Raw genomic sequence first — 23,414 nt, 5'->3', positions numbered from 1 at the left:
ATCAAATAAATTATTTTGATTTGAAAGTGCTCAAAATACCATAATTTTATTAGTCCAATTCACATTAAATTAGCATAATGTTTTTTTAAAAATTATCAATATTTCTTTAATAATAGCTAATTTTATAGAAATTTATTGAAATTCTAAAGTATAGTAAGACTGAATAGTTAAAACAATAATTTTCTAAACAAATTAATTATGAGCAAGTTATTTATCACAGGATCAACAGGTCACTTAGGAAAAGCAACGATAAACTTTCTGCTACAAAAAGGTGTTGTAGCCAATCAAATTTCAGCTTTGGCGAGGGATGAAGGTAAGGCTGCCGAACTAAAATCTAAAGGAATAGATGTAAAAATAGGTAACTATGATGATATTGATTACCTGCGTTCTGCAATGCAAGGTATAGAAACTATGCTTTTAATTTCATCCAGCGAAATGAACAAAAGCAGAGCAGAACAGCACATCAATGCCATCAAAGTCGCAAAAGAAAATGGCGTGAAGCATATCGTCTATACCAGTTTTATGAGAACCGAAGAAGATCCCAAATCTCCGCTTTGGTTTATAGCCGAAGATCATATAGAAACCGAAAAATACCTTAAAGAATCGGGTATTACTTTTACTCTTTTTGATAATGGTTTTTATTTGGATATGCTAATGGATTACGTAGGAGAACAGGTATTGGAAACCAAAACCATTTTTGTTCCAGCTGGTAAAGGAAAAGTAAATTTTGTACTGCGTAACGAAGTTGCTGAGGCACTTGCTAACGTGCTTACGACAAGCGGTCACGACAATAAAACTTACTTAATAGGAAACGAACAACCCATATCATTTGGAGAAATTGCCAATTACATTTCAGAACTTACTGGAGTTGCCATCAACTATGTTACTCCCGAACCTGAAGTTTATAAGCAAACTTTGATGCGACATGATGTACCAGAAGATTTTGCACGAATGTTTACAGCATTTGCGGTTGCTTTTCTTGCTGATACTATGAATATTTCTACTACTGATTTAACTCAATTACTCGGACGTAAACCCACTACAGTTAAAAAATATCTTTCGTCAAAATTTAAAAAATAAAAGATATTCAGATGCTAAACTGCTTAAAAAAATTGCCTTATTTGAGTAATTATAACGTATGAAAAAGAACATTGAATTTGGCATTTCCACCTTTGCCGATGTTATGCCCGACCCACATTCGGGCGTAACTATTTCACAAGCAGAACGCATTCGGCAAGTGGTTGATGACATTGTTTTAGCCGACGAGTTAGGAGTTGATTTTTATGGCGTAGGCGAGCATCATAGACCAGAATTTGCAGTTTCATCGCCAGCCATTGTGTTGGTCATGCATGCGGGAAAAACCAAACACATTACATTGGGTAGTGCTGTTACCGTTTTATCGACCAGCGACCCTATTCGTGTGTATCAAGACTTTGCAACAATTGACGCTATCAGTAATGGCCGAGCAGAGTTGTTGGTTGGGCGTGGAGCATTTACCGAATCATTTCCATTGTTTGGTTTCGACCTTAATCAATACGATTTATTGTTTGATGAACGACTTGAATTGTTGCTCAAAGCAAGAGACAACGAGTTTGTTACGTGGAGCGGAAAGACAAGAAGCCCGATTGACAACTTAGGGGTTTATCCACGCACCGAAAAACCATTGAATATCTCTATGGCGTTAGGTGGTTCGCGAAGTATCGTTATTAAAGCGACAAAACACGGACTTCCCGTGGTTTTGGTCATGTTGGGTGGCAACATTGTTGACTTCAGTAAATACCCAAAATTGTATCGTGCGGTAGCACAAGAAAGTGGGCACGATTCGGATAACTTAAAATTTAGTGTTCAAGCACACGGTTTTGTGCTGGATGATAATCAAGAAACTGCCGACACATTTTTTCCATACATACAGTATTACAGAAATCACTTATTAGGAGAACGCGGTTTTCCACCTTACATTAGAGACGAATTTGATTATGCACGTTCACCAGGACAAGGATTATTTGTAGGTGGTCCTGAAGAAGTTGCGAACAAAATTATTTTGCTCATCAAACATTTGAACATCGACAGATTTATCATTCAAATGCCTTTGGCAACCATGCCCCACGATATTGTCAAAAAAGCAATAAGCGTTTATGCCACAAAAGTAATTCCGCTTGTTAAAGCAAAAATTGAAACCGAAGTCTAATTTTGATACATCAGGTATGACCACATTAAATCAACTTAAATCATTCACAGATACTTTACCTACACAAAGTAAGAAAATGCCCGTGCTGTTTACCTCTCACGGCAACCCGATGGATATTCCTGTTTCAAGAAGTGACAGGGAATTTTGGCAAAAACTTTATGATTTAGGAATTAATCTTCAAAAAAATTATGAGGTAAAAGCGGCATTGGTTGTATCAGCACATTGGTGTACCAAAGGGACTTACGTTAATGTTTCGCATAGTCCAAAACAGATTTACGATTATTATGGTTTTCCTGAAGAATACTACAAAGTGTATTACCGCGCTAAAGGTTCGCCCGAAATTGCTCACGAAGTAAAGAAAATTGTTCCTTCCGTTTCTGAAACAACCGATTGGGGATTAGACCACGGTGCGTACTATATGCTGATGCATTTATTTCCAGAAGCCAATATTCCCGCTTTTCAGATGAGTATTGATTATTACGCTAAACCCGACTACCATTATGAGTTGGGCAAACAACTAAAATCATTGCGTAACAAAGGCGTGTTGATTATAGGAAGTGGTGCCCTTATACACAACTTACCTTTAGCAAGCCAAAAATTGTACAAAAATGATAAGACGCCTTATGGTTGGGAGACAGAATATGATGCTTGGATTAAAAAACAGATTGATTCCCGAAACATTGTCAATATCATTAACTACGAAAACAGTCATAAGTTGAGTAAGTTAGCTGCTCCCACGCCTGATCATTATGTACCTGTACTTTACAGTTTGGGACTTATGGATCAAGATGATGAAATCAAGTATTTTTTCGGAGGCGAGCCAACTATACCAGCTTTTAGCGAACGCAGTTTTATTATTGAACGATAAATTTAGATAAATATTTGTAAGCATAGACTTTTTTGTTTCTTTTTTGGGCGATGCAAAAAAGAAAAGAAAAAATGTTGTAATTATCTAAATATGTGTATATTATAAAAAAACGTCATTGATAAAGAAGAATGAGGAGAAATCTCATCCTACTGAGATGTCTCGTCGCTCATGCATCGCTCTGTCAACATGACAAATGATTAAATATCTGTATTTTATAGAAATATATTTTTTGGAATTTATATCGAACTCACGTTAAAATATAAAATTTTACGAGTTCCATCATTTTTAGGCTAGGCAAGAATAGGTCAATTTGAGACTTTTCTTAACCATAAAGATTGAGAAAAGTGTATTGAGAATGGGCTTTTGGCAACCAAATAGCATTGTTTAGTTACAAAATTACTATCAGAATTTCACTTAAACTGATGCGTTTTGGGTTTATCAAATTCAAGCTAAAAGTACGGTATAATACATTTTTTGGAGTCTATAAAAAATCATCTACTTTACTTAACCCAACCTTAATTTTGATTTAATAACTATCTCTTATGAACTAAATATTTTTGAAGCCATCTATGGTTTTATTAATAGTTGATTAACACCTATGAAATGCTAACAGGATAAAAAAATGAAATTAGCAAATAAATATGAATCCGATGCCGATTTGCTGAAAAGACTCAAAAATAATGAGGAAAAGGCTTTAGAAATTTTAATGGAGAAATATTATGTTCTGTTATGTAGGTTTTGTTACGGTTTTATAAATGCTAAAACAGATTGTGAGGAAATTGTTGCAGATATATTTTTTGGGTTATGGGTAAATCGTAAAAAAGAATACATTCATACAAGTCTAAAGTCGTATTTATTTATGGCTGTTAAAAATAATGCACTAAAACAAATTCGCAAAACAAAAGTAGCAAATCAACAGCTTGAAGAAGTAGCCAACACAAGTATAGAAAAATCGGCAAATGCTTTTGAAAATTTGATATTTCAGGAAACTGAAATTGAAATGGAAAAATTGATACAAACACTTCCTATAAAAAGAAGAAAGATTTTTCAGCTTAATCGTAAAGAACATCTTTCAAGTAAACAAATCGCCGAAATTTTAAACATTTCAGAAAAAACAGTAATGAATCAACTGCGTTTGGCCGATAAACAATTGAAAGAAATTCTTAAATTAAAATCCGTAATATAAAATTATAAAAAATCAAGAAGTCCAGTAAAAAAAATATTGTTAGACTTTTTGATTAAACTTTTTTCACTTGCTAAGACGAAAAATATCATTGCTGATGATACAAATATAGCAAGCTAATCAAACTTATACCTTTATCTAAACGATATTATTCACTCAAAATGGTATAAGATTGTTTCATAAATATCTTCTTAAATAACGTGAGTTAGATTTATCGAAAGCTGTAAATCAGATAATTACATCTTTTTGTTAGCAAATTTTGTCATTTCGAACGAAGAATGAGGAGAAATCTCATCCTACTGAGATGTCTCGTCGCTCATGCATCGCTCTGTCAACATGACAAATGATTAAATATCTGTGTTTTATATGAATATATTTTACTGGAATTTATATCGAACTCACGTTAAATATAAAAACCTAAAGCTAACTCTACCTTAACAATTTGGTAATAGCATGAGTCGGGAAAAAAACTGGGTTTTGGGGTCTTATAAGTAGAAAGGTAAAACTATGGAACAACAGGATTTTTGGGAACTCATAATTAAACATCTCTTAAAAGAGACTTCTGCAGAAGAAGATGAGAGAGTAAAGAGGTGGCTTCAAGAAAACCCTGAGGATTTAAAATTATATATTGAAATTAAATCTAATTGGAATTTTGATGAGAGTGAATATCCACAATTTAATTTGGATAACGCTAAGAAGTTGGTTCGAAATAAAATATTCTTTAGAAAAGAAAATGCGATAGGTAATACCAAAAAATCAAAACCAGCCTTTAGTTTCCGAAAGATCGCGACTATCATTTTTCTGCTAATTGGCTTGTCTGGTGCTGTTGCGTTTTGGTTTTCAAATATGAAATTAGCCGATGATGTTCTTGTTGAAAACAACTCAGGAAAAATCAAAAACATCAATTTACCTGACGGCTCTAAGATTTGGTTAACAACAACGAGCAAAATTAGATATCCAAGAAAATTTGAAGAAAATTATCGGGAAATATACTTAGAAGGAGAAGCTTTTTTTGAAGTGCAACACAATGCAAAACGACCTTTTTCTATTTATACTCAGGATTTAAAAACCACAGTTTTAGGCACTTCATTTAACATTAGTGCTTACCCAGACAGTGAAAACATTTCAGTAACGGTGGCAACGGGCAAGGTTTCAGTATCTCGAGGAAATGAAAGACTAAGTTTACTCACAAAGGATGAAAAACTCACATATAGCCATCGTACCAATAAGATACATACCACTCAAATAAGCAATCCAAATTGGAATGAATGGAAGAATGGACAGTTGATTTTTAAAGAATCAAATTTCGGGGAAGTAGCCACAATACTGGAAAAAAGATATCAGGTAACTATAACTTTTAAAAATGAGTCTGCCAAAAATTGCCCTATCACAGCAAGTTTTAATGCTGATAAATCTATAAATGAAATATTGGATATGCTATGCCGGCTTAACCCTACATCATACAAATTATTAACCCATGACCAAATTCTTATAACGGGAAAAGGTTGTTTAAAAAAAGATAAAAATATGCAGTAAAAAAACTTTAGGTAAAACCTACTAGACCGATATTTGTATTTTGAATTACTGGATTAATTCAAAAACATTCAATTCAATAACCATCTCAAACTATTAAACATTCAAATTTATGAAAATTTCTTACAAAACAATTCTATTTTTTAGTTGGAACAAAAATATTTCTTTTTCTAAAAAATTTATAAAAACATCATTGATTTTTATGCTATTGTTATCCTTATATAATATTGGGATTGTAAAGGCACAGAACATTTCTGAAATAAAAGTTTCTGTAGAACTCAATAATGCACCTTTAATAGATGGGTTTAGACAAGTGGAAGCCCAGAGTAACTTAAAGTTTGTATTTAACCAAGAACAAGTAAATAATTACCAAAATCTAAGCCTAAAATTTGAAAATCAAAGTATAGAACAAGTGTTAAAGCGTTTACTAGAAAAAACATTTCTTACTTATGAGGTTAATGGAAACAATATCATCATAATTCAAAAGGATGAACCAGGAAAAGTTACTGGGGTAGTAACCGATAAAACATCAGGAGAACCTATACCAGGAGTGAATATAAAAGTAAAAGGGATTAATACAGGTGCCATAACCGATTTAGACGGTCGATATATTGTTGATGTCCCTAATTTAGACGTAGAATTGGAATATTCATATTTAGGTTACATTCCACAAACCATTTCAGTTAATGAGCGTAGAGTAATAAATATTCAATTAGAAAGTGATGTTACGAGCTTAAACGAAGTGGTTTTAATAGGTTATGGAAAGCAAAAAAAACGGGATGTAACGGGTTCAGTAGAATCTGTAAATAGTGAAGATTTTAAAAATATACCAGTAGCCAATCCTTTACAGTTATTAAAAGGGCAAGTTTCGGGAGTAGATGTTTTTAATGGTGGTCATGAGCCTGGTTCGCCAACTAACATACGCATAAGGGGTGCACGATCTATCGGTGCTGATAATGAACCTTTGATTGTATTAGACGGCATTCCCATCAGTGGCGGTTTAAATGACATTAACCCCAATGATATAGCTTCTTTTGAGATTTTAAAAGACGCATCTGCCACAGCTATTTATGGTTCTAGGGCTTCAAACGGTGTTATTCTTATCACTACCAAAAGAGGAGAGATAGGAGAGACTCGCATCACCTATGACGGTTATTACGGTATAACCTCTGTAATTCATAAAATTGACTTGATGAACGGTGAAGAGTTTGCCCAACTAAGGAGAGAAGCTAACCGAACCATACGACCTGATGGAAGCTATCCAGACGATGAGGAGATTTTTGATAATATCGCTTTAGAATCTTTGGCAAACGGAAACTTTACAGATTGGCAGGATTTTACATACGACCCAGGCTATAAACAGAATCACCAAATATCTATTAGGGGTGGCAATCAAAAAACACAGTTTGCTACATCTATAAATTTTTTTGATGAAAAGGGAATTGTTGAAAGCTCAACTTATAACAGGGCATCTTTAAGAATAAATTTAGATCATAAAGTAAATGAGAGATTTAAGTTTGGTGTGTCCTCATTCGGTAGCTATTCAAAACAAGATTTTACCCAAAACGACTTGTATGATAATGTGTTGCGTTTAAGCCCTTTAGGGGTTCCTTATGATGAAGAAGGAAACATTCGTTTTCGTCCTACAAATGATGAAAGCCAACGCGTAAATCCGTTATCTGATATTCAAAATTCAGTAGATGAACGTTTTAAAACTCGTATTTTTTCGAGTATTTATGGGGAATATAAAATAACAGATGATTTGACCTACCAGTTGAAAGTCGATCCTGATCTACAATTTGGAAAGCAAGGCTATTTTTATGGAAGTGAAACCACTAATTCTCAAGGAGGAGCTTCTTTGGCTGGAAAAAATAATTTTGATATTATTTCTATAACCGTAGAAAATATTTTAAGCTATGATCATGAATTTAATGAATCTCATTCACTATCAACAACCTTAGTGCAAAGTTATCAAAATCAAGTCACGAGGTCAAGTTTTATAAATGTCAGAGATTTGCCCTATGATTCACAATCGTATAATAATTTAGGGTCTGCTACTGAAATCACAGGAGTTGGATCTAATTATCAAAAGTGGAGGCTTCTCTCTTATACTGGACGTCTTAATTACCAATTTAAAAAACGCTATCTCCTAACTGTAACCGCTCGAACTGATGGTTCATCTCGTTTTGCAGAAGGAAATAAATGGGGATTCTTTCCTTCAGCGACTTTGGCTTGGCGTATTTCTGACGAACCATTTTTTAAATTACCTACTTTCTCAGATCTAAAACTTCGGGTTAGCTATGGAGAAACTGGAAATACAGGAATACAACCCTATCAAACTTTTAGTTTTTTAAATTCAAGTTCCTATGCTTTTGGAGATAATGGTGTTCTTGGTTTTGTTCCTGGTTCTTTATCAAATCCAGATTTGCGGTGGGAAACTACAAAACAATTCAACTTGGGTCTTGATTTTGAATTCTGGAACCAACACATAGGAGGTTCTATAAATTATTATGTAGCTGATACAGAAGATCTTTTGTTACCGAGAAGTATCCCTACGAGTACGGGTTTTGAAAGTGTTTTAGAAAACATTGGATCTACAAGAAATAAAGGTTTAGAAATAAACTTATCCTTTAAAAATATTCTTAATTCTTCAGATTTTAATTGGAGAGCTGATTTGTCTTTTGCTACCAATAAAAATAAAATTACCGAACTTTTTGGAAACGGTCAGGATGATGTTGGAAATAATTGGTTTATTGGGCAACCTATCAATGTCTTTTACGATTATAAAAAAATTGGTATTTGGCAGACAAATGAAGCAGAAGTGGCAGAAGCGACAGGATTTGCACCTGGAGATATAAAAATTGAAGATATCAATAATGATGGTTTATACAATGCGGATGATAGAACCATCATCGGTTCTGCAAACCCTGAATGGATAGGCGGTCTTACCAATAGCTTTACCTATAAAAATTTAGCCCTATCTTTTGTACTCTATACCCGTCAAAACTACAAGACCTTTTCTCAATTTTACGTCAATAATAACAGACTTGCAGGAAGATATAATAATTTAGATGTTGATTATTGGACGCCAGAAAATCCTACCAACGCAAATCCACGCCCTAATGTAAGTCAGGAAAGCGTTTTCTTAGGATCTACCTTAGCTTATAAAGATGTGAGCTTTGTGAGGATAAGGAATATAGCTTTGAGCTATTCTTTGCCTAAAAAATTGACAAAAAATCTCAATATTCAAGACCTAACATTAACTCTAATAGGTGAAAACCCCTTTACATTTACTTCTTATGAGGGATTTGATCCTGAGTTTGAATCTAATGGTGAAAGAGCTTTATATCCTTCTACCAAAATGTACTCTTTAAATCTTAATGTAACTTTTTAATTTTATTTATCATGAAAAAAATAAATTTTTTAATCATTTTATCAGTGTTAGCATTGGGTGTTTTCTATTCATGTAGTTTAGACGAAGACCCTGTTTCAGAAGCTACTCCCAATACTATATTCAATACTCCTTCGGGAATAGTTGACGGTGTGAATGGTGTTTATTCATATCTCAGAGATTTATATGGATCTCAGCCTGGCTTTACTCTAACTACTTTTGGTACAGATTTGTTCCGCCACGGTAAGGATGGCGGTTATAAAGGTATGGACAGATACAGTTCTGAATTGAACTCATCTATGGGTTATTTAGAAGATATATGGAGTACCTGCTATGCCGGAATTAATGCTTCTAATACAATACTTGATCGTATAGATAATGTTGATATGGATGAGGCTCTGAAAACAACCTATAAAGCTGAAGTAAGATTTTTAAGAGCTCATTATTATTACTGGCTGACCATACAGTATGGCGATGTAGTCTATAGAGATACTGAAACAGAAGGCGTAAATACAGAAGATGTAAGAACCGATAGGATTAGCATTTGGGAAAAAATGAAAGAAGATACCGAATATGCTGTAAATAACTTAGACTATACACAAGATGAGTATGGTAGAGTTACAAAAGGAGCGACCTTGCAACAATTAGCTTTGATTGACTTATTGTTGAATGATTATGAAGGTGCAGAAAACGCTGCTAAAATGATTATACAAGAAGGTCCTTATGCATTACTGAGTAATTATGCTGATGTGTTTGATTATAATAATCAGGTAAATGAAGAGATAATTTTTGCAGTTCAATACATTCGAGACCCGCTTTTTAATGGAGATGGAAACCAAGGTCATCTTTTTTTTACTCCAGCCTATGATCAATATCCTGGGCTTAAACGAGACGTAACTCAAGGAGGAAGACCATATACTCGATTTCGTCCTACTGAATTTTTTAGAAATTTATTTTCTGAAAATGATTCTCGATTTGATGTTACATTTAGATATACCTGGTTTTACAATAATGAAGCAACTTTGCCAGAAGGTAAAGCTATAGGAGATACTGTTGTTTGGCAGGTAGAATCAGATGTTCCTTCAAAAATAGCTCCTAATATCGATAAAATGCATTGGGGTATAAAAAAACATGATGATCCCACACGTGCCAGTTTTCAAGACAGAGCAGGTTTTCGAGACTTTTTTGTATATCGACTTTCAGAAACTTATTTGTTGGCAGCAGAAGCACTTTTAAAGCAGGATAAAAAACAAGAAGTCGCTGATTACTTAAATGAAGTTCGTATTAGAGCATCAAAAGAAGGTACTATGATTCCTTTAGTGACCGCATCGCAAATAGACATGGATAAAATTTTAGATGAAAGAGCTTTAGAATTAGGTGCTGAGGAGAAACGTTGGATGGACTTAGCAAGAACAGGAAAATTAATAGAGCGGACAAGGCTATATAATCCTAATGCTGAACCTAATATCATGGATTATCATAAACTAAGACCGATACCACAATCTCAAATCGATTTAAGCACAGTAGAATTTCCACAAAATGACGGATACTAAAAATTTTAAAATGAAAAGAAATCTAAATATAACAACAAAAGCTTTCCAAAATCTATTCTTTCTTTTATTCATAGCTCTGCAAGTTCAGGCACAGATCACAACAAGATTAGATAGTATATTACATGTTTTTAATAATGAACCAGAGGAAATTCTGGTAATGGCTCATCGTTCAGCTCATCAAAATTATCCAGAAAATTCGATAGTCGCAATGAAAGAAAGTATCCGTTTAGGAGTGGATATTATCGAATTGGATTTAAGACAAACTAAGGATGGAAAATTAATCATTATGCATGATGCTACTGTCGATCGTACAACAGATGGTACTGGAGAAGTCAGTTCTTTTACATTAGATGAATTAAAAAAATTGCATTTATTGTTTAATGAAAAACCAACCAATCAAGCCGTACCCACTTTCGACGAGGTTCTAAAGCTTACTAAAGATAAAATTATGATAGATGTTGACTTTAAGTTGGATGATAAAGAAGCTGTGGTTAAAACCTTTAAACTTATTGAAAAGCATAATGCTGAAAAGCAAGTGCTTTTCTTTTTACATAATTTTAGATATTTCCCCCATATACATAAGTTGAATCCAGAAATTAAAATTATGCCAAGGGCATATTCTACTTGTGATGTAGAAGATATGCTAAAATATGACGATATAAAAATTGTACACATCGACCATGATTTTTATAATGATTATTTAATGAAAAAAATGGCATATAAAGGGATGCGTATCTTGGTAAAAACCATGGGAGATATCGATGATTTGGAATTGCAAGAAAAAGGTTCTGGTTTTGAAAAAGTCTTAAATGAAAAGTATGTCAATGTAATTCAGACTGATTTACCTGAAGAACTATTAGCATTTCTTAAATCGAAAAATTTACATCGTTAATATTGATAAACTAAATGAATTATAGTGTTAATTGATAAAATATAAGGAGAAATAAGATAAAAACCACCAACTTAAAGAAAGAAAACTGAAAATCTTAGGACTTAGAAATAAAAAGTATTCAAAAATCTAAACTTTTGATAATTGTTTGTAGGCTGATGTTTTAGTTCATTAAATTTATGTGAAACTTATTAATATTTAAATGGAATTTAATTAAATTCGATTTTAAATTAAAAAATATATAAGCATGAACAGATTAGAAAACAAAGTCGCAATTATCACTGGTCTTGCTGGTGGTATGGGTGCGACAGAAGCTAAACTATTTGCCAAAGAAGGGGCAAAAGTAATCATCACCGATATACAAGAAGAAAAATTAAAATCCGTTGCCGCTGAAATAAAGGCTAATGGTGGTGTTGTGGAATATGTCGTCCATGATGTAAGCTCGGAAGAGAGCTGGAAAACAGTAGCTCAAAAAGCGGAGACCGCTTTTGGTAAAATTGACGTACTGGTTAATAATGCAGGTATTCTTGGTGATATCATGGGATCATTGGAAGAAAGAACCGTAGAAGAATTCAACAAAGTACTTTCGGTTAATCTTTTAGGTCAGTTCATAGGAGTTAAAACCGTTGTTCCTTATATGAAAAAAGAAGGAGCAGGTTCCATTATCAATATTTCATCCGTAGGAGGTATTATTGGTGGAGGTAATGGTACGGCCTATACGGCATCAAAAGGTGGTTCAAGAATCTATTCCAAAGGGGCGACAGTTGAATTAGCCAAGGATAACATTCGTGTCAACTCCGTTCATCCAGGTTATGTAGAAACTCCTATGACAACACAGATGAAAGGTTCTGATGATTTTAAAATGAATTCACTTTCTGGAACACCTTTGGGTAGAGGGGCAAAATTAGAAGAAATTGCGTATGGTGTTTTATTTCTTGCTTCTGATGAATCTTCTTATATGACAGGCTCTGAATTAGTTATTGATGGTGGATTGACCGCACTATAATGATATTATACCATTTTTAATGAAATAGTATCGTTAATAAACAGATGAAAGTATAATACCGACGTATTTTTTAAGAACCCCAATACATAGAAAGATATATATAAAATAACATTCACCATTAGCCATAAAACAGCCTTGACATTTTTTCAGTTTAGGTGTCGTGCGGGATTACGAAGCGATTTCCTATCAGTTTACACCGACTTTTTTTACGAGCCACAAGCCTTCGCAAACCTCTGAAACCCGCATGCACTATACCATGTGTTGGCGGCTACTCGGCATTCATTCCGTCATCTAAAAACTTGTCTAACGTGGCTAAACTTTTCACAAGGATTTCTCCATAGTTTTCTTTTCTGTCTGCGAAGCAGATTTTAATTTTCGTGCTCTGTTTCTTTCACCCATTCTTTAATTATTTCAAATGTCTTTTGTTTATCAACAAGACTTAAATGTTTCGCATCGTCCAATATTAATGTCTTGACAAATTTGTCGGCTGGTTTAAAAGCAACTTCAAATTGTTCGGGATAAAAACTTTCGTCTTGCTTTCCTACTAAAACCAGGCACGGGATATTTATATTTCTTATGTCTTCTTTATAATTCTTGGGCGTAAAATCTATCGTCATTCGGAACGAATAAAAAGGAACCTGGAGTTCATCATTAACACTTTCCGGCCGGTTGAAAAACAAAACCGGAAGTCCATTGAGCATCTTTATCCCAATGTTATTCAACATCGATAGTCCGATTATCCTTTTCAACGCAACCGTCACCCAACCGCCACTGTTCGGTTTAACCGTTATTGCATCGTATCCCAAATAAGGTGCAAGCATAATTGCCCTGTCAACTTTTGTGTTTTTAGGGTTGCCGATAAACTTTAAAACTAAACCGCCTCCCGATGAGTGTCCTGCCAATATGATTTTATCAGCTTTGAGATTTTGTTTGCTGAACTCAATCAAATCTTCAATGTCGTTTTCAAGTTGTCCTATGTACTCAACTTCTCCTTTTTTTTTCTTTATTATTTCCGTGTCCTCTTAAATCAGGCGTCAGTACTGTGGCAATTTTTTTTTGCAATTGAATCGGATAAACTTGACAAATACCTGCTTTCAGAACCAGAGCCATGAATTAAAATCATTACATCTTTGCTTTCGCTTTTATAAATTCTGTTGAATAATTCAAATCCATCTCTGGTTTTAATCCATTGCGTTTCTCCAAGAGAAGAACCTGAATTTTCCTCGATTGAACTAAAATCGTAGTTTTTAATGTTCTTTATTTCAGGTATCGACCAATAGATAAGAGATAAACAAATTGCCATGTAAATGATAAAACTCGTCAATAAGAATGTAACAATCCTCTTTTTTATTTCGATTAATTTTTATCATGATTATTAAGTTATTATACGTTTTCAATGACCTTTTCAAGTTTCGCCCTGATTTCGCCAGCAATACCACCTAATTTGTCATTTTGAACCGCCTTCATGGATGCCACTGGGTCAACGGCGACTACTTCTGTTTTGCCATTCTCCAGTTCCTGCACAATCACATTGCAGGGTAGCATGGCTCCGATTTTGTTTTCGGCTTGCAGTGCTTTATGTGCAAATGGCGGATTGCAAGCCCCCAAAATTAGGTATTTTCTGAAATCGACATCCAGTTTCTTTTTCAATGTAGGCTGCACATCAATCTCGGTCAGTACCCCGAACTCTTCTTTTTTAAGTTCTTCGGTTACTTTTTCTACTGCTTCTTCAAAAGCATAATCTGTGGTTTTTTCAAAATAATACTTCATACTAATAATTTTTTAATGTGAGACATTCTAATAATATTAACACCAAAATTACATAAAAGTTAGTGCAAAATTGTTGCAAAGTTTAATGACAGTGCGGACACACCCCGTTAATAATGAACTGGGTATTCTCATAAGTATATCCATCGGGCAGTTTAACATCGGGGATGGGCAGTTCCTTCATGCAACGTGTTCTGCCACAACGCGTACAGAAAAAATGAACGTGCAGGTCATTTATATTACATGTACAATCCTCATCGCAAACGGCATACTTAACTGAACCTGAACCATCATTAACTGTTTGAACGATGAAATTATCCTCGAATGATTTAAGTGCCCTGAATATGGTTGAACGCTCAACTTTTCCAAAGCGTTGTTCCAAATCCGATAGGCTCAGTGCTTTGTAAACCAACGTTTGCATGGCTGTTGATTTTACGTTTTTCGATTCAAGTTTTTTATCGATTTCCTGATTTTCCATAACAGTAATAATTAACTCAAGTTTCGCACTTTTAAATTGTCCTAAAAACAAGATAAATATTACAAAAAAAAGTAGCTTTTTGTTTCTTTAATTTACTGATTTTCAGTATATTTAAAGCTGTAATTCCAAATACGACAAAATGCTACAACACAAAGATATTAAAAATTTATCAGAATTAAACAGTGCTTTTGTTGATAAACACAAAAGAGCAGATTTCTTTCTAAACTTTATCGACATTCTAAAACTTGGAAAATTTCATCAACTTTTACCAGTGCAAAAGTCAATGTATTATATTGATATAGGTTGACTCTTTTTTGGTTATTGATTAGATTATCGATCAAAAGTTATTTCCAATTTTTTTTCTGAGCCTTTTGAATGATTTAAAAAAATTAGAATAACTTTTTACTTTGTGCTCATATTTTAATTTCCTGTAAATTTAAGTTATTTTTTCTATACGATTTGTATTTGATGTTCGGATTTAAATGAACCTCTGCTGGTTTTCTAAGGTCAAGACTAAAATGCGTTCTTAGGTTATTATAAATATACAGCTTGATGAGTCATATCTCTAGCTATTTCAATGTTTTTGTTGGGCTTTAAGTCGTTTGTAGAAGGCTTGTTTAGTGATCCCAAAACATCCATAGAGCCATTTTCTTTTATACGGTCTTTCTTCTTTCGCTCTATCTCTTTTGCTAATGTTTTGGGCAACGACTTTTTTGCCATATCCACTCCTGTAATGAGTTCCATATCAGCAATGATGTCTTGCTGAAAGTCTTTAACGAACTCCAGTTCTTCGATCTTTTCTTTTAATTTCTTGATTTCTTGATTTTTACTCATACCTATTTTTTGTTGGGCTAAGGTACTATAAATTCTTAGCCAGTAGGAAATAGTTGTCCGAGGAACATCATATTTCTTTGAGGCGACTTTTCTTGAGAGCTGACCGTTTACGATTTGGTCAACAACTAATAATTTGGTTTCTAAAGTTACTTTTTGGTAGCTTTTTTTCGCCAGTGTTCTTTTTTTGATTTCATAAGTGACTATAATTAATGGTTTAATTTTTAGTCAACCTGTTTCAGGAAATTACATGTGGGGAATGAGGCACAACGGGCGAGTGTATCATTAGTGGCGTGCAAAAAGTCAACACATTTTCGTTTTTATTGGTAAAGATAAAAAAAAATCACAAACCTTAAAATTTTGCCCAAACACAGCCATTAATGATACACATTGTTGGTAGTAGCGGTGGAGTAGGCGAGAACTTTTGCTGAAAAATGCCCAAACCTTTCGCACCCATTTTTTTTCATTCCCAGATTTCAAATTTCCCATAATTTTGATGTTATAACATTTCGTTGACGCTTAGCCATAGTTTTTGATTTAGCATCGTTTGTCGTTTTCTTTATTCGCTATTTTATTGCAAATCAGCCTATTGTTTCGGATTGTGATTTTCTCGTCGTGATGAGATTTTACTCGTTAACATTCCTCGTGATAAGCCTATCATTTAGGATTTAGAAAAATTCCACCGAAAAAAATCCATTCAACTTATTTAATCAAAAAATGGGTGAGCCTATAATTTTAAAAATATTATGGAGTAGTTGCTACCAACGGTTCTCGGCTATGGCAAGTGCGGGATTTCAAGGAACTTTCCTTTCCGTTTAGCGATTAGTTTATTTTGTGTAATTATTTTCATTTTAGCACTTTAGCCCGCATTTGCTATAGCCGATGTTACCTGCTGGCTTTTGTTCTAGATTTTTCATAAATGTTCCAACTGTTAATATCAGGTGTAGGATATATGAAATCTCTTGTAATTCCGTCATCTTCCAATCTTTTGAGTATATGACCTGCAAGTTTTTTATTAATGTTAAAACAACTGCAAAATCTGTATTCCTCTGGCTCGTTCTCGGCTTTGGCTTCTAAATATTGTTCATTTCCTACAATCTCTAGTGGTTTTATTGGGTCAGCGTTCCAAGTAAAAACTCCAACTTGATTCTGTATATTTTTACTATTGTTTAGAGAAAATATAAAACCGCTATCTACATCTTTATCGCTGAAAAAACTTATAGGAATATTAACCATATGCTTAATTTCAGTAACATATTTTACAAGTCCCGAACCAAATACTTTGCTTTTGTCGATTATACTACGTCCTTTAAAATGCTCTTCAATTTCCAATCTTTCTTTATCGTCTTTGGCAATTTTTGCAATTAGTTCCAAAGTGAGAGCTTGTCCAACATCTTCAAAGCTTCCATTAATTTACGCATTCCGCCTTCTCCCATATATTCTTCCTCAATGTAGAACAGACTAAAATAATTGTCTATTTCTTTTGCTCCTTGATTTAATTCCAAACCATCTAAACCAAAGAATAGTGCATTCTGAAATTTGTAAGTCCAATCTAATAAAGGTGTTGGGCAACTATGGTGTTGTAAAAAGCCAAGTATGGAAATAGCATTTAAAGTATCAATATTGTGTTCCTCTAAAATTTGTTTGATATGTTCTTCGTAATCAGTTTTTCCATTTGTTACAAGCTTGTCTAAAAACTCTTCAAAAGAATTTTCTTGTTCGTGAAGTTTATGAAGAATCCAAAAACGTTGAAGATTACTATAAAGACGCCATCTTGCTTCTCTTTGGCCTCTAAAAAGCATATCTTCTTTGATTTTATATTCATCATATATTTTATCGAAATGTTCAACTGTATCAATATTTATTTGGTCAAAGCATTTTGATTTTTGAAGTATTGAGGAATATTCAGATATAAAGTCTTTAGAGAAATAAGGTGGTTGAAGTTGTACTCCAAGAAGTGCTAACATAAAAGCATTTGCTCTTGGTGTAACTGATTCAGGATTAGCTTTTCCGTTATGGTCAAACTTCATATCTATTAAGTCCTGCAATAGATTTGGGTCTAATATTTTTTCAAGTCCACCGCTTCGTAAATATTCGTTGGTGAACTGAACCTTTAAATCTAAATTCGATATTTCTCTTTTGGTCATAGTTTTATTTAGCTTGCAGGTAACGGGCGAGTGTATCATTAGTGGCGTGCAAAAAGTCAACACATTTTCGTTTTTATTGGTAAAGATAAAAAAAAATCACAAACCTTAAAATTTTGCCCAAACACAGCCATTAATGATACACATTGTTGGTAGTAGCGGTGGAGTAGGCGAGAACTTTTGCTGAAAAATGCCCAAACCTTTCGCACCCATTTTTTTTCATTCCCAGATTTCAAATTTCCCATAATTTCGATGTTATAACATTTCGTTGACGCTTAGCCATAGTTTTTGATTTAGCATCGCTCCTTGTTTTCTTTATTCACTATTTTATTGCAAATCAGCCTTTTGTTGCGGATTGTGATTTTCTCGTCGTGATAAGATTTTAATCGTTAACATTCCTCGTGATAAGCCTATCATTTAGGATTTAGAAAAATTCCACCGAAAAAATTCCTACATCTTACTTTATCAAAAAATGGGTGAGCCTATAATTTTAAAAATATTATGGAGTAGTTGCTACCAACGGTCAAGTATAAGAGTAGTAGCGGATTAATAAGCAACTACTTTTCGGTATGCAATGTACTTAATAAAACGCAAAAGCGGTTTGGATTAATACCCAAACCGCTATTACTTTTATACATTGTTGTGAGCAGTAGTGTGTCCTGCGTTACTTGGGGATACAAGATAGTGATTAAGTTCATTGAAAACAAGTAACATAACTGTAATTGAGATGAGAGTCTCATTGGTATTTAGAAACGACCCTGGCATTTGTTTCAGGTGGATTCACGTAAAGAGTACGATGAGGATTGGTCTCTCGGCTGGGAGTGATTAGGCACACCAGTCAAACCGCCTTATGGGGCTTTCCTTTCACGGGTTGGTCTTGAGCGATAAGGTTAAATGCACTACCTGTGTTGTTTTCAGAGTAGTTTGCTATGGTAGGAGTAAAGAAGCTGAAAGAGACGAGATTGAACCCTTGTAGAAGTGTCGTAAACAACTTTAGTATTGTCAAAATCGAGGGATGGGCGGTCTTGCGAGAACAGAACTTGACATGATACCTATTTCTGGTCAAGTGGCAATCGGCATAAAGAGGGCAGGAGCTTTGCTTACGGCTCAATTACGGAGCAGGAGAAGCTAATTAATAGTGCAAAAATACCACAACCCCGAAGGGCAAGGTAGAAAGTAGCGATACTGTTAATTAGTGGCGGATTAGTCTGTAGTAGTGATGAAGTTTCTGTAATGGAAATGGAGCGAAGGGACTGACTTAACAGTTTTAAATTGTATTACAACTAAAGATTTTTTTAGGATGATTTTCAAAGAGAAACAAAAGTCGCAACCGATATTAAAGCGACAGGTATGGGATGCCTTTAAAAAGGTAAAGAGTAACAAAGGTATTTCAGGTGTTGATAATTTGTCAGTACAGAAGTACATTCACGTCCTATGAAATACTTATATCCTGTATGGAATAGGTTAGCCGATGGTAGTTATTTTCCAGTACTGTGCGCGAGGTAGAAATACCCAAAGAAGACGGTCAGAATCAGGAAGCTTGGCATTCCAACAGTATAAGACCGAACGGCTCAAATGGTAATAAGAGAAGAATTAGAACAGATTGTAGATAAACAGTTTAGTAAAGATTCTTTTGGCTATCGACCAAACAAATCAGCGCATCAAGCCATAAAGCAATGCAGGGAAAACTGCATGAAAATGGATTGGGTGATAGATTTGGATATCAAGAGTTTTTTTGATGAGATAGACCATGACTTAATGCTTAAAGCATTAGGACATTTTACCAAAGAAAAGCATATTCACTTGTATGTAGCACGTTGGTTAAAGGCTCCAATTCAAAAGAAAGACGGTAGTATTCATTCACGAGACAAAGGCACACCACAAGGAGGTGTTATTAGCCCATTACTGGCAAACATTTTCTTGCATGTTGTTTTTGATAAGTGGATTGAGAACAACCACCCGGAAGTAAAGTTTGAGCGCTATGCTGATGATATTATCATCCATTGCGATAATTTTAAACAAGCCTTGCGGACGTTGGAAGCGGTAAAAGCCCGATTTAAACAGTGCAAATTGCAGATAAAAGACGGCAAGAGCAATATCGTTTATTGCAAACGCAACCAAAAGAAGCATCCACCATTTAAGGTTCATTATGTAACATTCGATTTTCTTGGATTTACATTTAAGCCAAGAATGGTAAAGGGCTATTTTGGGAACTTTCATTTGGGATTTACACCGTCAATCAGTCGTAAACGACAGAAACGCATCAATCAAACTTTGTTTAAGATGAAACTTCATCGTATGGTTCATTTACGCCTGCCAGATTTGGCAGGCATAATAGCAGAAAAAGTACGAGGTTGGATTAATTATTACGGCAAAGTAAGAATGAGTGAATTACACTATGTATTTCGTTTCTTGAATATGCGTCTGGCAAAATGGGTACGCAACAAATATCGGAGATTTAGGCGTAAACACTGGTTTTTTGCCTACAAATGGTTACAGGAAACTGCAAAGCATTATCCTAATCTGTTTGTGCATTGGCAATACGGTTTTACGCCATAGACTTGTTAAGAAGAGCCGTATGATGGGAGACTATCACGTACGGTTCTGTGAGAGGTTTAGGGGTGGATTCCCCTTTACCTACTCGACCTTTATCACATATTTAAATTAAGAAAATAAAATTTTATGTTATCGTTTTCCTTCCAAGTATGATAAGTTTCAAAAGTATGTTGATTAAATTTATCCATAGCTTCGTGCCAAATAAAAACTACGATAAAATCATTTTCCTCAGGAATCTCCAATTTTTCGTTAAAAAAATTATTCAGTTCATCAATTGTTGGTAGGTTCTTAAAATATTTTTTTCTCAGTTCATTAACATCACCTTTCCCACATTCACTAATTCGAACATCAAGTTTATGTTTTAATAATTTACCTGAATTATCTAAAATAAAAAATTTAGGCAACTCAAAACCCTTATTATCTTCAAATGTTGAAATAAAATTATTAAACTGAGTTTTATTTATGAACGTTAACTCATTTATTGCACCTTTAGATATATCATATTGCTTTAAGTAATTCTCGCTGTTCGTTTGACCAATCGACGTGAACGATATTAATACAATAAGTAATGTTGAAAATATTTTCATCATCAATTATTTTTGTTTGTGAATATCACACTTCGTAAACATCGTATGTTGAATCATATGAAAAATCATATGTTCCTGCCTCAATTAAAAAGCCTTCATTAATTCTTAACTCAATCACATCTTCATTTTCGAAATAATAATCTTCTTCAATAATTAATGTTCGAAAATCTGTATAATCTTCGAGTTTTTGCAAATTAGTTTCATTAATTAAAAATGCGAATTGAGTACCATCAGAAGATGGTGATATAAAACCATCAATTGTTCTTTCGTCATTTTCAAAAGACTTTGCTAAAGGAATATCGAGAGTTCCTTGTTCGAACTTAATGTAGCCAGAAGTTTTTTTATGTTTACAAATACCTAATCCTCTACAATTTCTAGATTTTCTACCAAGCGTCCAAGTTGTTTTTACACCACCTTCTTTAACTTTTGGCCAATCCGACTCAGCAGACTTCATTAGTTCTTGATTGTTTTCAACTTGTAGTTGTTCATCACTACACGAATTTAAGCTCAAAACACCTAGTGTTAAAGCTAACAGTAAAATTGTTTTTTTCATAATTATTTTTTTTTACAAAAATAAAATTGAATTCTATTTCGTCAAACAGTAAAAATGTTAATTAATGCTAAATGTTGCTTTCAGTATTGCTCACAACGGTTTGTATATATTTCAGTAGCGGTAAAAATAGCTAAAGTTTTTGTATAAAAATCAATTTAAAAACAAAAGCGACCTTTGGTTTTAGCCAAAAGCCGCTATTGAATATATGCATTGATGTGCAACGTTTTTAATTCAATTCAAGTCATATAATAAAATCTTTTGATAACATAAAATATTACTACTCCAAGTAAATAAAAACCTAGACAGTCCAAAAAATTATCTAATTTTATAATTTTGAAATAATAAAAATTAATTGTTATCAATAATGGTATTACAAATATGAATATTTTATCATTGACTGATTTCATTATCCGAAAATAAGACAACCTAAATATCCTAAGATTGCGCCACCTAAAAAACCAAGAAAACCACCACTTGTTGCTCCTGCAACTGCACCAGCTCCACCTGCTGGTACTGAAAGTATACCACCTGTAAAAATAAAACCTAAGGTTACACCTGATAGACCTCCTCCAATGGCTCCGGAAATCATGCCGTATACACCTCCCATAACACCACCTACTAAAGTCGCATGAAGGCAATCATCATCTCCAAAAGTAGTATAAGAATAATCGCCATTGGAGTTCATATACATTTGTGCCGACTCAATTAATGCTATACCACTATTGAAAATTCTCAATTCTGGATTACTTACAACGTCATTTTTAAATGAATCTTTGATACGAATTAATTCATCAAAATTATTTTGTTCAACAGCATTCAGCAAATTTGAAGCGTAATCTTTCTGAATTTCATTGAGAAATTCAGAATTATTTATATCAGAAATCTCTATCTGAATATCAAATTGATTATAGTTGTCGGGTACTATTTCAGTGTCATACTCTAACACATTAGACAAATTTGTTAATACCGTGCTTTGATTGTAAAATTCATTTTTTATTTCACTTTCAGACTGTTCTCTATACTCAAGATTTTCTAAATATTCCATCGATTCACTTATAAGTTGATTTGAAATATCTAACGCATCTTGATATTCAATATAATTTAGTTGTTCTAAATTTTTTGACATCAATATAACATCTTCTTGTGTTTCATCCACAGAGTCATCACAAGAAAAAATAAATAGACATAATGTCAAACACATAATTCTTCTTACATTTTTCATCTTTTTAAAATTTATAAATTAATACTGAGCAGAGCTTTTATTGTAACAATTAATCTGCTTTATCCTTGTTACTCACATAAAATTGGGTGGTTAGTCCGATATTATCATTTAATCATTTCTCATTTAAATTCTGACTAACGTAAATTAAGTTGCTGTTTTACAGATATTTGCATTTAAGCCTAAATCTTCATTAGTTAATCCAAATTTAGCGATTTGTTTCCTCATTCTTTTGGCTATGCCTAACTTTCTTTTTTGATCGAGGAATAGATATTCTTTTGGCGGTTTATAAGGTTCTTTTTTTGTAACCATATTCCATATGATTACACCCAATTTTCTTGCTGTTGCGCTTACTGTCGCTTGTCTTCCTTTTCTAAATGCGACACGCTTAAAGAAATCAGACAAGTGTGTATCTTTTAAATTTCCAATAGAATTAGTTGCTTGTCGTAATGCTATTTTTAATCTATTACTCCCTTTAGGAACTTTTGAACTAAGCACTTTACCGCCTGATATTTTGTTGTTTGGTGCTAGTCTTAACCAAGAGACAAATTCTTTTGAAGAATTAAACTTTCTAAATCCTTCCGGATATATCTCATATAATACTAAGTATTGTAGCATGACTTACGCCTTCAATGGCAAGCAGATCCACACCTTCAAAATACTGATAA

22 protein-coding genes are annotated in these 23,414 nt (G+C 33.6%); 11 read left to right on the top strand and 11 right to left on the bottom strand.

Going from position 1 to position 23,414, the window contains the following annotated elements:
* The first annotated feature begins 198 nt into the window (after positions 1-198).
* The 9 genes from IGB25_RS05365 (at position 199) to IGB25_RS05325 (ending at position 12,611) form a co-directional block, all read left to right on the top strand.
* Positions 199-1,080, top strand: a complete 882-nt coding sequence (locus tag IGB25_RS05365) for an SDR family oxidoreductase (protein ID WP_211066484.1) — start codon at positions 199-201, stop codon at positions 1,078-1,080.
* A 58-nt stretch (positions 1,081-1,138) separates the two neighbouring features.
* Positions 1,139-2,188, top strand: a complete 1,050-nt coding sequence (locus IGB25_RS05360; protein ID WP_211066483.1) for an LLM class flavin-dependent oxidoreductase — start codon at positions 1,139-1,141, stop codon at positions 2,186-2,188.
* The gene (locus IGB25_RS05355) at positions 2,172-3,056 is read left to right on the top strand and encodes a dioxygenase (RefSeq protein WP_211066482.1); all 885 of its coding nucleotides are present in this window, start codon (positions 2,172-2,174) and stop codon (positions 3,054-3,056) included. The genes IGB25_RS05360 and IGB25_RS05355 overlap by 17 nt, the downstream gene beginning before the upstream one ends.
* 622 nt (positions 3,057-3,678) lie before the next feature.
* Positions 3,679-4,242: an RNA polymerase sigma factor gene (locus IGB25_RS05350; RefSeq protein WP_211066481.1), complete on the top strand. Its 564-nt coding sequence runs from the start codon at positions 3,679-3,681 to the stop codon at positions 4,240-4,242.
* Positions 4,243-4,746: 504 nt separating this feature from the next.
* Entirely contained in the window at positions 4,747-5,775 is a 1,029-nt protein-coding gene (locus tag IGB25_RS05345) for a FecR family protein (protein ID WP_211066480.1), read from the top strand.
* A 109-nt stretch (positions 5,776-5,884) separates the two neighbouring features.
* Positions 5,885-9,166: a TonB-dependent receptor gene (locus IGB25_RS05340; RefSeq protein ID WP_211066479.1), complete on the top strand. Its 3,282-nt coding sequence runs from the start codon at positions 5,885-5,887 to the stop codon at positions 9,164-9,166.
* 11 nt (positions 9,167-9,177) lie between these two features.
* Positions 9,178-10,716 (top strand): RagB/SusD family nutrient uptake outer membrane protein, encoded by a 1,539-nt coding sequence (locus IGB25_RS05335; protein ID WP_211066478.1) that lies wholly within the window; start codon positions 9,178-9,180, stop codon positions 10,714-10,716.
* A gap of 10 nt (positions 10,717-10,726) precedes the next feature.
* The gene (locus IGB25_RS05330) at positions 10,727-11,608 is read left to right on the top strand and encodes a glycerophosphodiester phosphodiesterase family protein (protein ID WP_211066477.1); all 882 of its coding nucleotides are present in this window, start codon (positions 10,727-10,729) and stop codon (positions 11,606-11,608) included.
* 244 nt (positions 11,609-11,852) lie between these two features.
* Positions 11,853-12,611, top strand: coding sequence for an SDR family NAD(P)-dependent oxidoreductase (locus IGB25_RS05325; RefSeq protein ID WP_211066476.1), 759 nt, complete (start codon positions 11,853-11,855; stop codon positions 12,609-12,611).
* Positions 12,612-12,979: 368 nt separating this feature from the next.
* Here the strand turns inward: IGB25_RS05325 and IGB25_RS05320 are convergent, their stop codons facing one another.
* From IGB25_RS05320 to IGB25_RS05305, 4 genes are all read right to left on the bottom strand, one after another.
* Positions 12,980-13,618: a serine aminopeptidase domain-containing protein gene (locus IGB25_RS05320; RefSeq protein ID WP_256437268.1), complete on the bottom strand. Its 639-nt coding sequence runs from the start codon at positions 13,616-13,618 to the stop codon at positions 12,980-12,982.
* 20 nt (positions 13,619-13,638) lie between these two features.
* Positions 13,639-13,914: a hypothetical protein gene (locus tag IGB25_RS05315; protein ID WP_211066475.1), complete on the bottom strand. Its 276-nt coding sequence runs from the start codon at positions 13,912-13,914 to the stop codon at positions 13,639-13,641.
* Positions 13,915-13,994: 80 nt separating this feature from the next.
* Positions 13,995-14,381, bottom strand: coding sequence for a DUF302 domain-containing protein (locus IGB25_RS05310; protein WP_211066474.1), 387 nt, complete (start codon positions 14,379-14,381; stop codon positions 13,995-13,997).
* Between the two features lie 82 nt (positions 14,382-14,463).
* A complete protein-coding gene (locus IGB25_RS05305; RefSeq protein WP_211066473.1) occupies positions 14,464-14,856 on the bottom strand; it encodes a Fur family transcriptional regulator in 393 nt (130 codons plus the stop codon).
* A 139-nt stretch (positions 14,857-14,995) separates the two neighbouring features.
* Between IGB25_RS05305 and IGB25_RS05300 the strand changes: the two genes are divergently transcribed.
* Positions 14,996-15,163, top strand: coding sequence for a hypothetical protein (locus IGB25_RS05300; RefSeq protein ID WP_211066472.1), 168 nt, complete (start codon positions 14,996-14,998; stop codon positions 15,161-15,163).
* 227 nt (positions 15,164-15,390) lie between these two features.
* Here IGB25_RS05300 and IGB25_RS14820 read toward each other — a convergent pair whose 3' ends face one another.
* From IGB25_RS14820 to IGB25_RS05285, 3 genes are all read right to left on the bottom strand, one after another.
* Entirely contained in the window at positions 15,391-15,690 is a 300-nt protein-coding gene (locus tag IGB25_RS14820) for a hypothetical protein (RefSeq protein ID WP_247653635.1), read from the bottom strand.
* 882 nt (positions 15,691-16,572) lie between these two features.
* Positions 16,573-17,061: a hypothetical protein gene (locus IGB25_RS05290; RefSeq protein WP_211066471.1), complete on the bottom strand. Its 489-nt coding sequence runs from the start codon at positions 17,059-17,061 to the stop codon at positions 16,573-16,575.
* Positions 17,052-17,834 (bottom strand): FRG domain-containing protein, encoded by a 783-nt coding sequence (locus IGB25_RS05285; protein WP_211066470.1) that lies wholly within the window; start codon positions 17,832-17,834, stop codon positions 17,052-17,054. The genes IGB25_RS05290 and IGB25_RS05285 overlap by 10 nt, the downstream gene beginning before the upstream one ends.
* Positions 17,835-19,406: 1,572 nt before the next feature.
* Here IGB25_RS05285 and IGB25_RS05280 point away from each other — a divergent pair.
* Complete coding sequence (locus IGB25_RS05280) at positions 19,407-20,390, top strand: reverse transcriptase domain-containing protein (protein WP_211065654.1); 984 nt, start codon at positions 19,407-19,409, stop codon at positions 20,388-20,390.
* A 92-nt stretch (positions 20,391-20,482) separates the two neighbouring features.
* Here IGB25_RS05280 and IGB25_RS05275 read toward each other — a convergent pair whose 3' ends face one another.
* The 4 genes from IGB25_RS05275 to IGB25_RS14810 all read right to left on the bottom strand — a co-directional run bounded on the left by IGB25_RS05275 (position 20,483) and on the right by IGB25_RS14810 (position 23,364).
* Positions 20,483-20,974 carry a hypothetical protein gene (locus IGB25_RS05275; protein WP_211066469.1) on the bottom strand — a complete coding sequence of 164 codons (492 nt, stop codon included), beginning with the start codon at positions 20,972-20,974 and terminating at the stop codon, positions 20,483-20,485.
* A gap of 25 nt (positions 20,975-20,999) precedes the next feature.
* Positions 21,000-21,527 carry a hypothetical protein gene (locus tag IGB25_RS05270; protein ID WP_211066468.1) on the bottom strand — a complete coding sequence of 176 codons (528 nt, stop codon included), beginning with the start codon at positions 21,525-21,527 and terminating at the stop codon, positions 21,000-21,002.
* A 406-nt stretch (positions 21,528-21,933) separates the two neighbouring features.
* Positions 21,934-22,749, bottom strand: coding sequence for a hypothetical protein (locus IGB25_RS05265; protein WP_211066467.1), 816 nt, complete (start codon positions 22,747-22,749; stop codon positions 21,934-21,936).
* 144 nt (positions 22,750-22,893) lie between these two features.
* Positions 22,894-23,364: a transposase gene (locus IGB25_RS14810; RefSeq protein WP_247653634.1), complete on the bottom strand. Its 471-nt coding sequence runs from the start codon at positions 23,362-23,364 to the stop codon at positions 22,894-22,896.
* Positions 23,365-23,414: the final 50 nt, after the last annotated feature.

The sequence above is a fragment of the Flavobacterium sp. CS20 genome, from assembly GCF_018080005.1.
Lineage (GTDB): Bacteria > Bacteroidota > Bacteroidia > Flavobacteriales > Flavobacteriaceae > Psychroflexus.
The sequence above is the reverse complement of the archived record's forward strand: the minus strand, read 5'-3'. Positions and strand labels throughout refer to the sequence as shown.

Excerpts from the sequence above, each read along its gene's own strand:
- IGB25_RS05335 (WP_211066478.1), top strand. The coding sequence starts at position 9,178 with ATGAAAAAAATAAATTTTTTAATCATTTTATCAGTGTTAGCATTGGGT.
- IGB25_RS05305 (WP_211066473.1), bottom strand. The coding sequence starts at position 14,856 with ATGGAAAATCAGGAAATCGATAAAAAACTTGAATCGAAAAACGTAAAA.
- IGB25_RS14810 (WP_247653634.1), bottom strand. The coding sequence starts at position 23,364 with ATGCTACAATACTTAGTATTATATGAGATATATCCGGAAGGATTTAGA.
- IGB25_RS05345 (WP_211066480.1), top strand. The coding sequence starts at position 4,747 with ATGGAACAACAGGATTTTTGGGAACTCATAATTAAACATCTCTTAAAA.
- IGB25_RS05270 (WP_211066468.1), bottom strand. The coding sequence starts at position 21,527 with ATGAAAAAAACAATTTTACTGTTAGCTTTAACACTAGGTGTTTTGAGC.
- IGB25_RS05275 (WP_211066469.1), bottom strand. The coding sequence starts at position 20,974 with ATGAAAATATTTTCAACATTACTTATTGTATTAATATCGTTCACGTCG.
- IGB25_RS05350 (WP_211066481.1), top strand. The coding sequence starts at position 3,679 with ATGAAATTAGCAAATAAATATGAATCCGATGCCGATTTGCTGAAAAGA.
- IGB25_RS05285 (WP_211066470.1), bottom strand. The coding sequence starts at position 17,834 with ATGACCAAAAGAGAAATATCGAATTTAGATTTAAAGGTTCAGTTCACC.
- IGB25_RS05300 (WP_211066472.1), top strand. The coding sequence starts at position 14,996 with ATGCTACAACACAAAGATATTAAAAATTTATCAGAATTAAACAGTGCT.
- IGB25_RS05310 (WP_211066474.1), bottom strand. The coding sequence starts at position 14,381 with ATGAAGTATTATTTTGAAAAAACCACAGATTATGCTTTTGAAGAAGCA.
- IGB25_RS14820 (WP_247653635.1), bottom strand. The coding sequence starts at position 15,690 with ATGAGTAAAAATCAAGAAATCAAGAAATTAAAAGAAAAGATCGAAGAA.
- IGB25_RS05280 (WP_211065654.1), top strand. The coding sequence starts at position 19,407 with ATGGTAATAAGAGAAGAATTAGAACAGATTGTAGATAAACAGTTTAGT.
- IGB25_RS05330 (WP_211066477.1), top strand. The coding sequence starts at position 10,727 with ATGAAAAGAAATCTAAATATAACAACAAAAGCTTTCCAAAATCTATTC.
- IGB25_RS05325 (WP_211066476.1), top strand. The coding sequence starts at position 11,853 with ATGAACAGATTAGAAAACAAAGTCGCAATTATCACTGGTCTTGCTGGT.
- IGB25_RS05360 (WP_211066483.1), top strand. The coding sequence starts at position 1,139 with ATGAAAAAGAACATTGAATTTGGCATTTCCACCTTTGCCGATGTTATG.
- IGB25_RS05340 (WP_211066479.1), top strand. The coding sequence starts at position 5,885 with ATGAAAATTTCTTACAAAACAATTCTATTTTTTAGTTGGAACAAAAAT.
- IGB25_RS05315 (WP_211066475.1), bottom strand. The coding sequence starts at position 13,914 with ATGGCAATTTGTTTATCTCTTATCTATTGGTCGATACCTGAAATAAAG.
- IGB25_RS05365 (WP_211066484.1), top strand. The coding sequence starts at position 199 with ATGAGCAAGTTATTTATCACAGGATCAACAGGTCACTTAGGAAAAGCA.
- IGB25_RS05265 (WP_211066467.1), bottom strand. The coding sequence starts at position 22,749 with ATGAAAAATGTAAGAAGAATTATGTGTTTGACATTATGTCTATTTATT.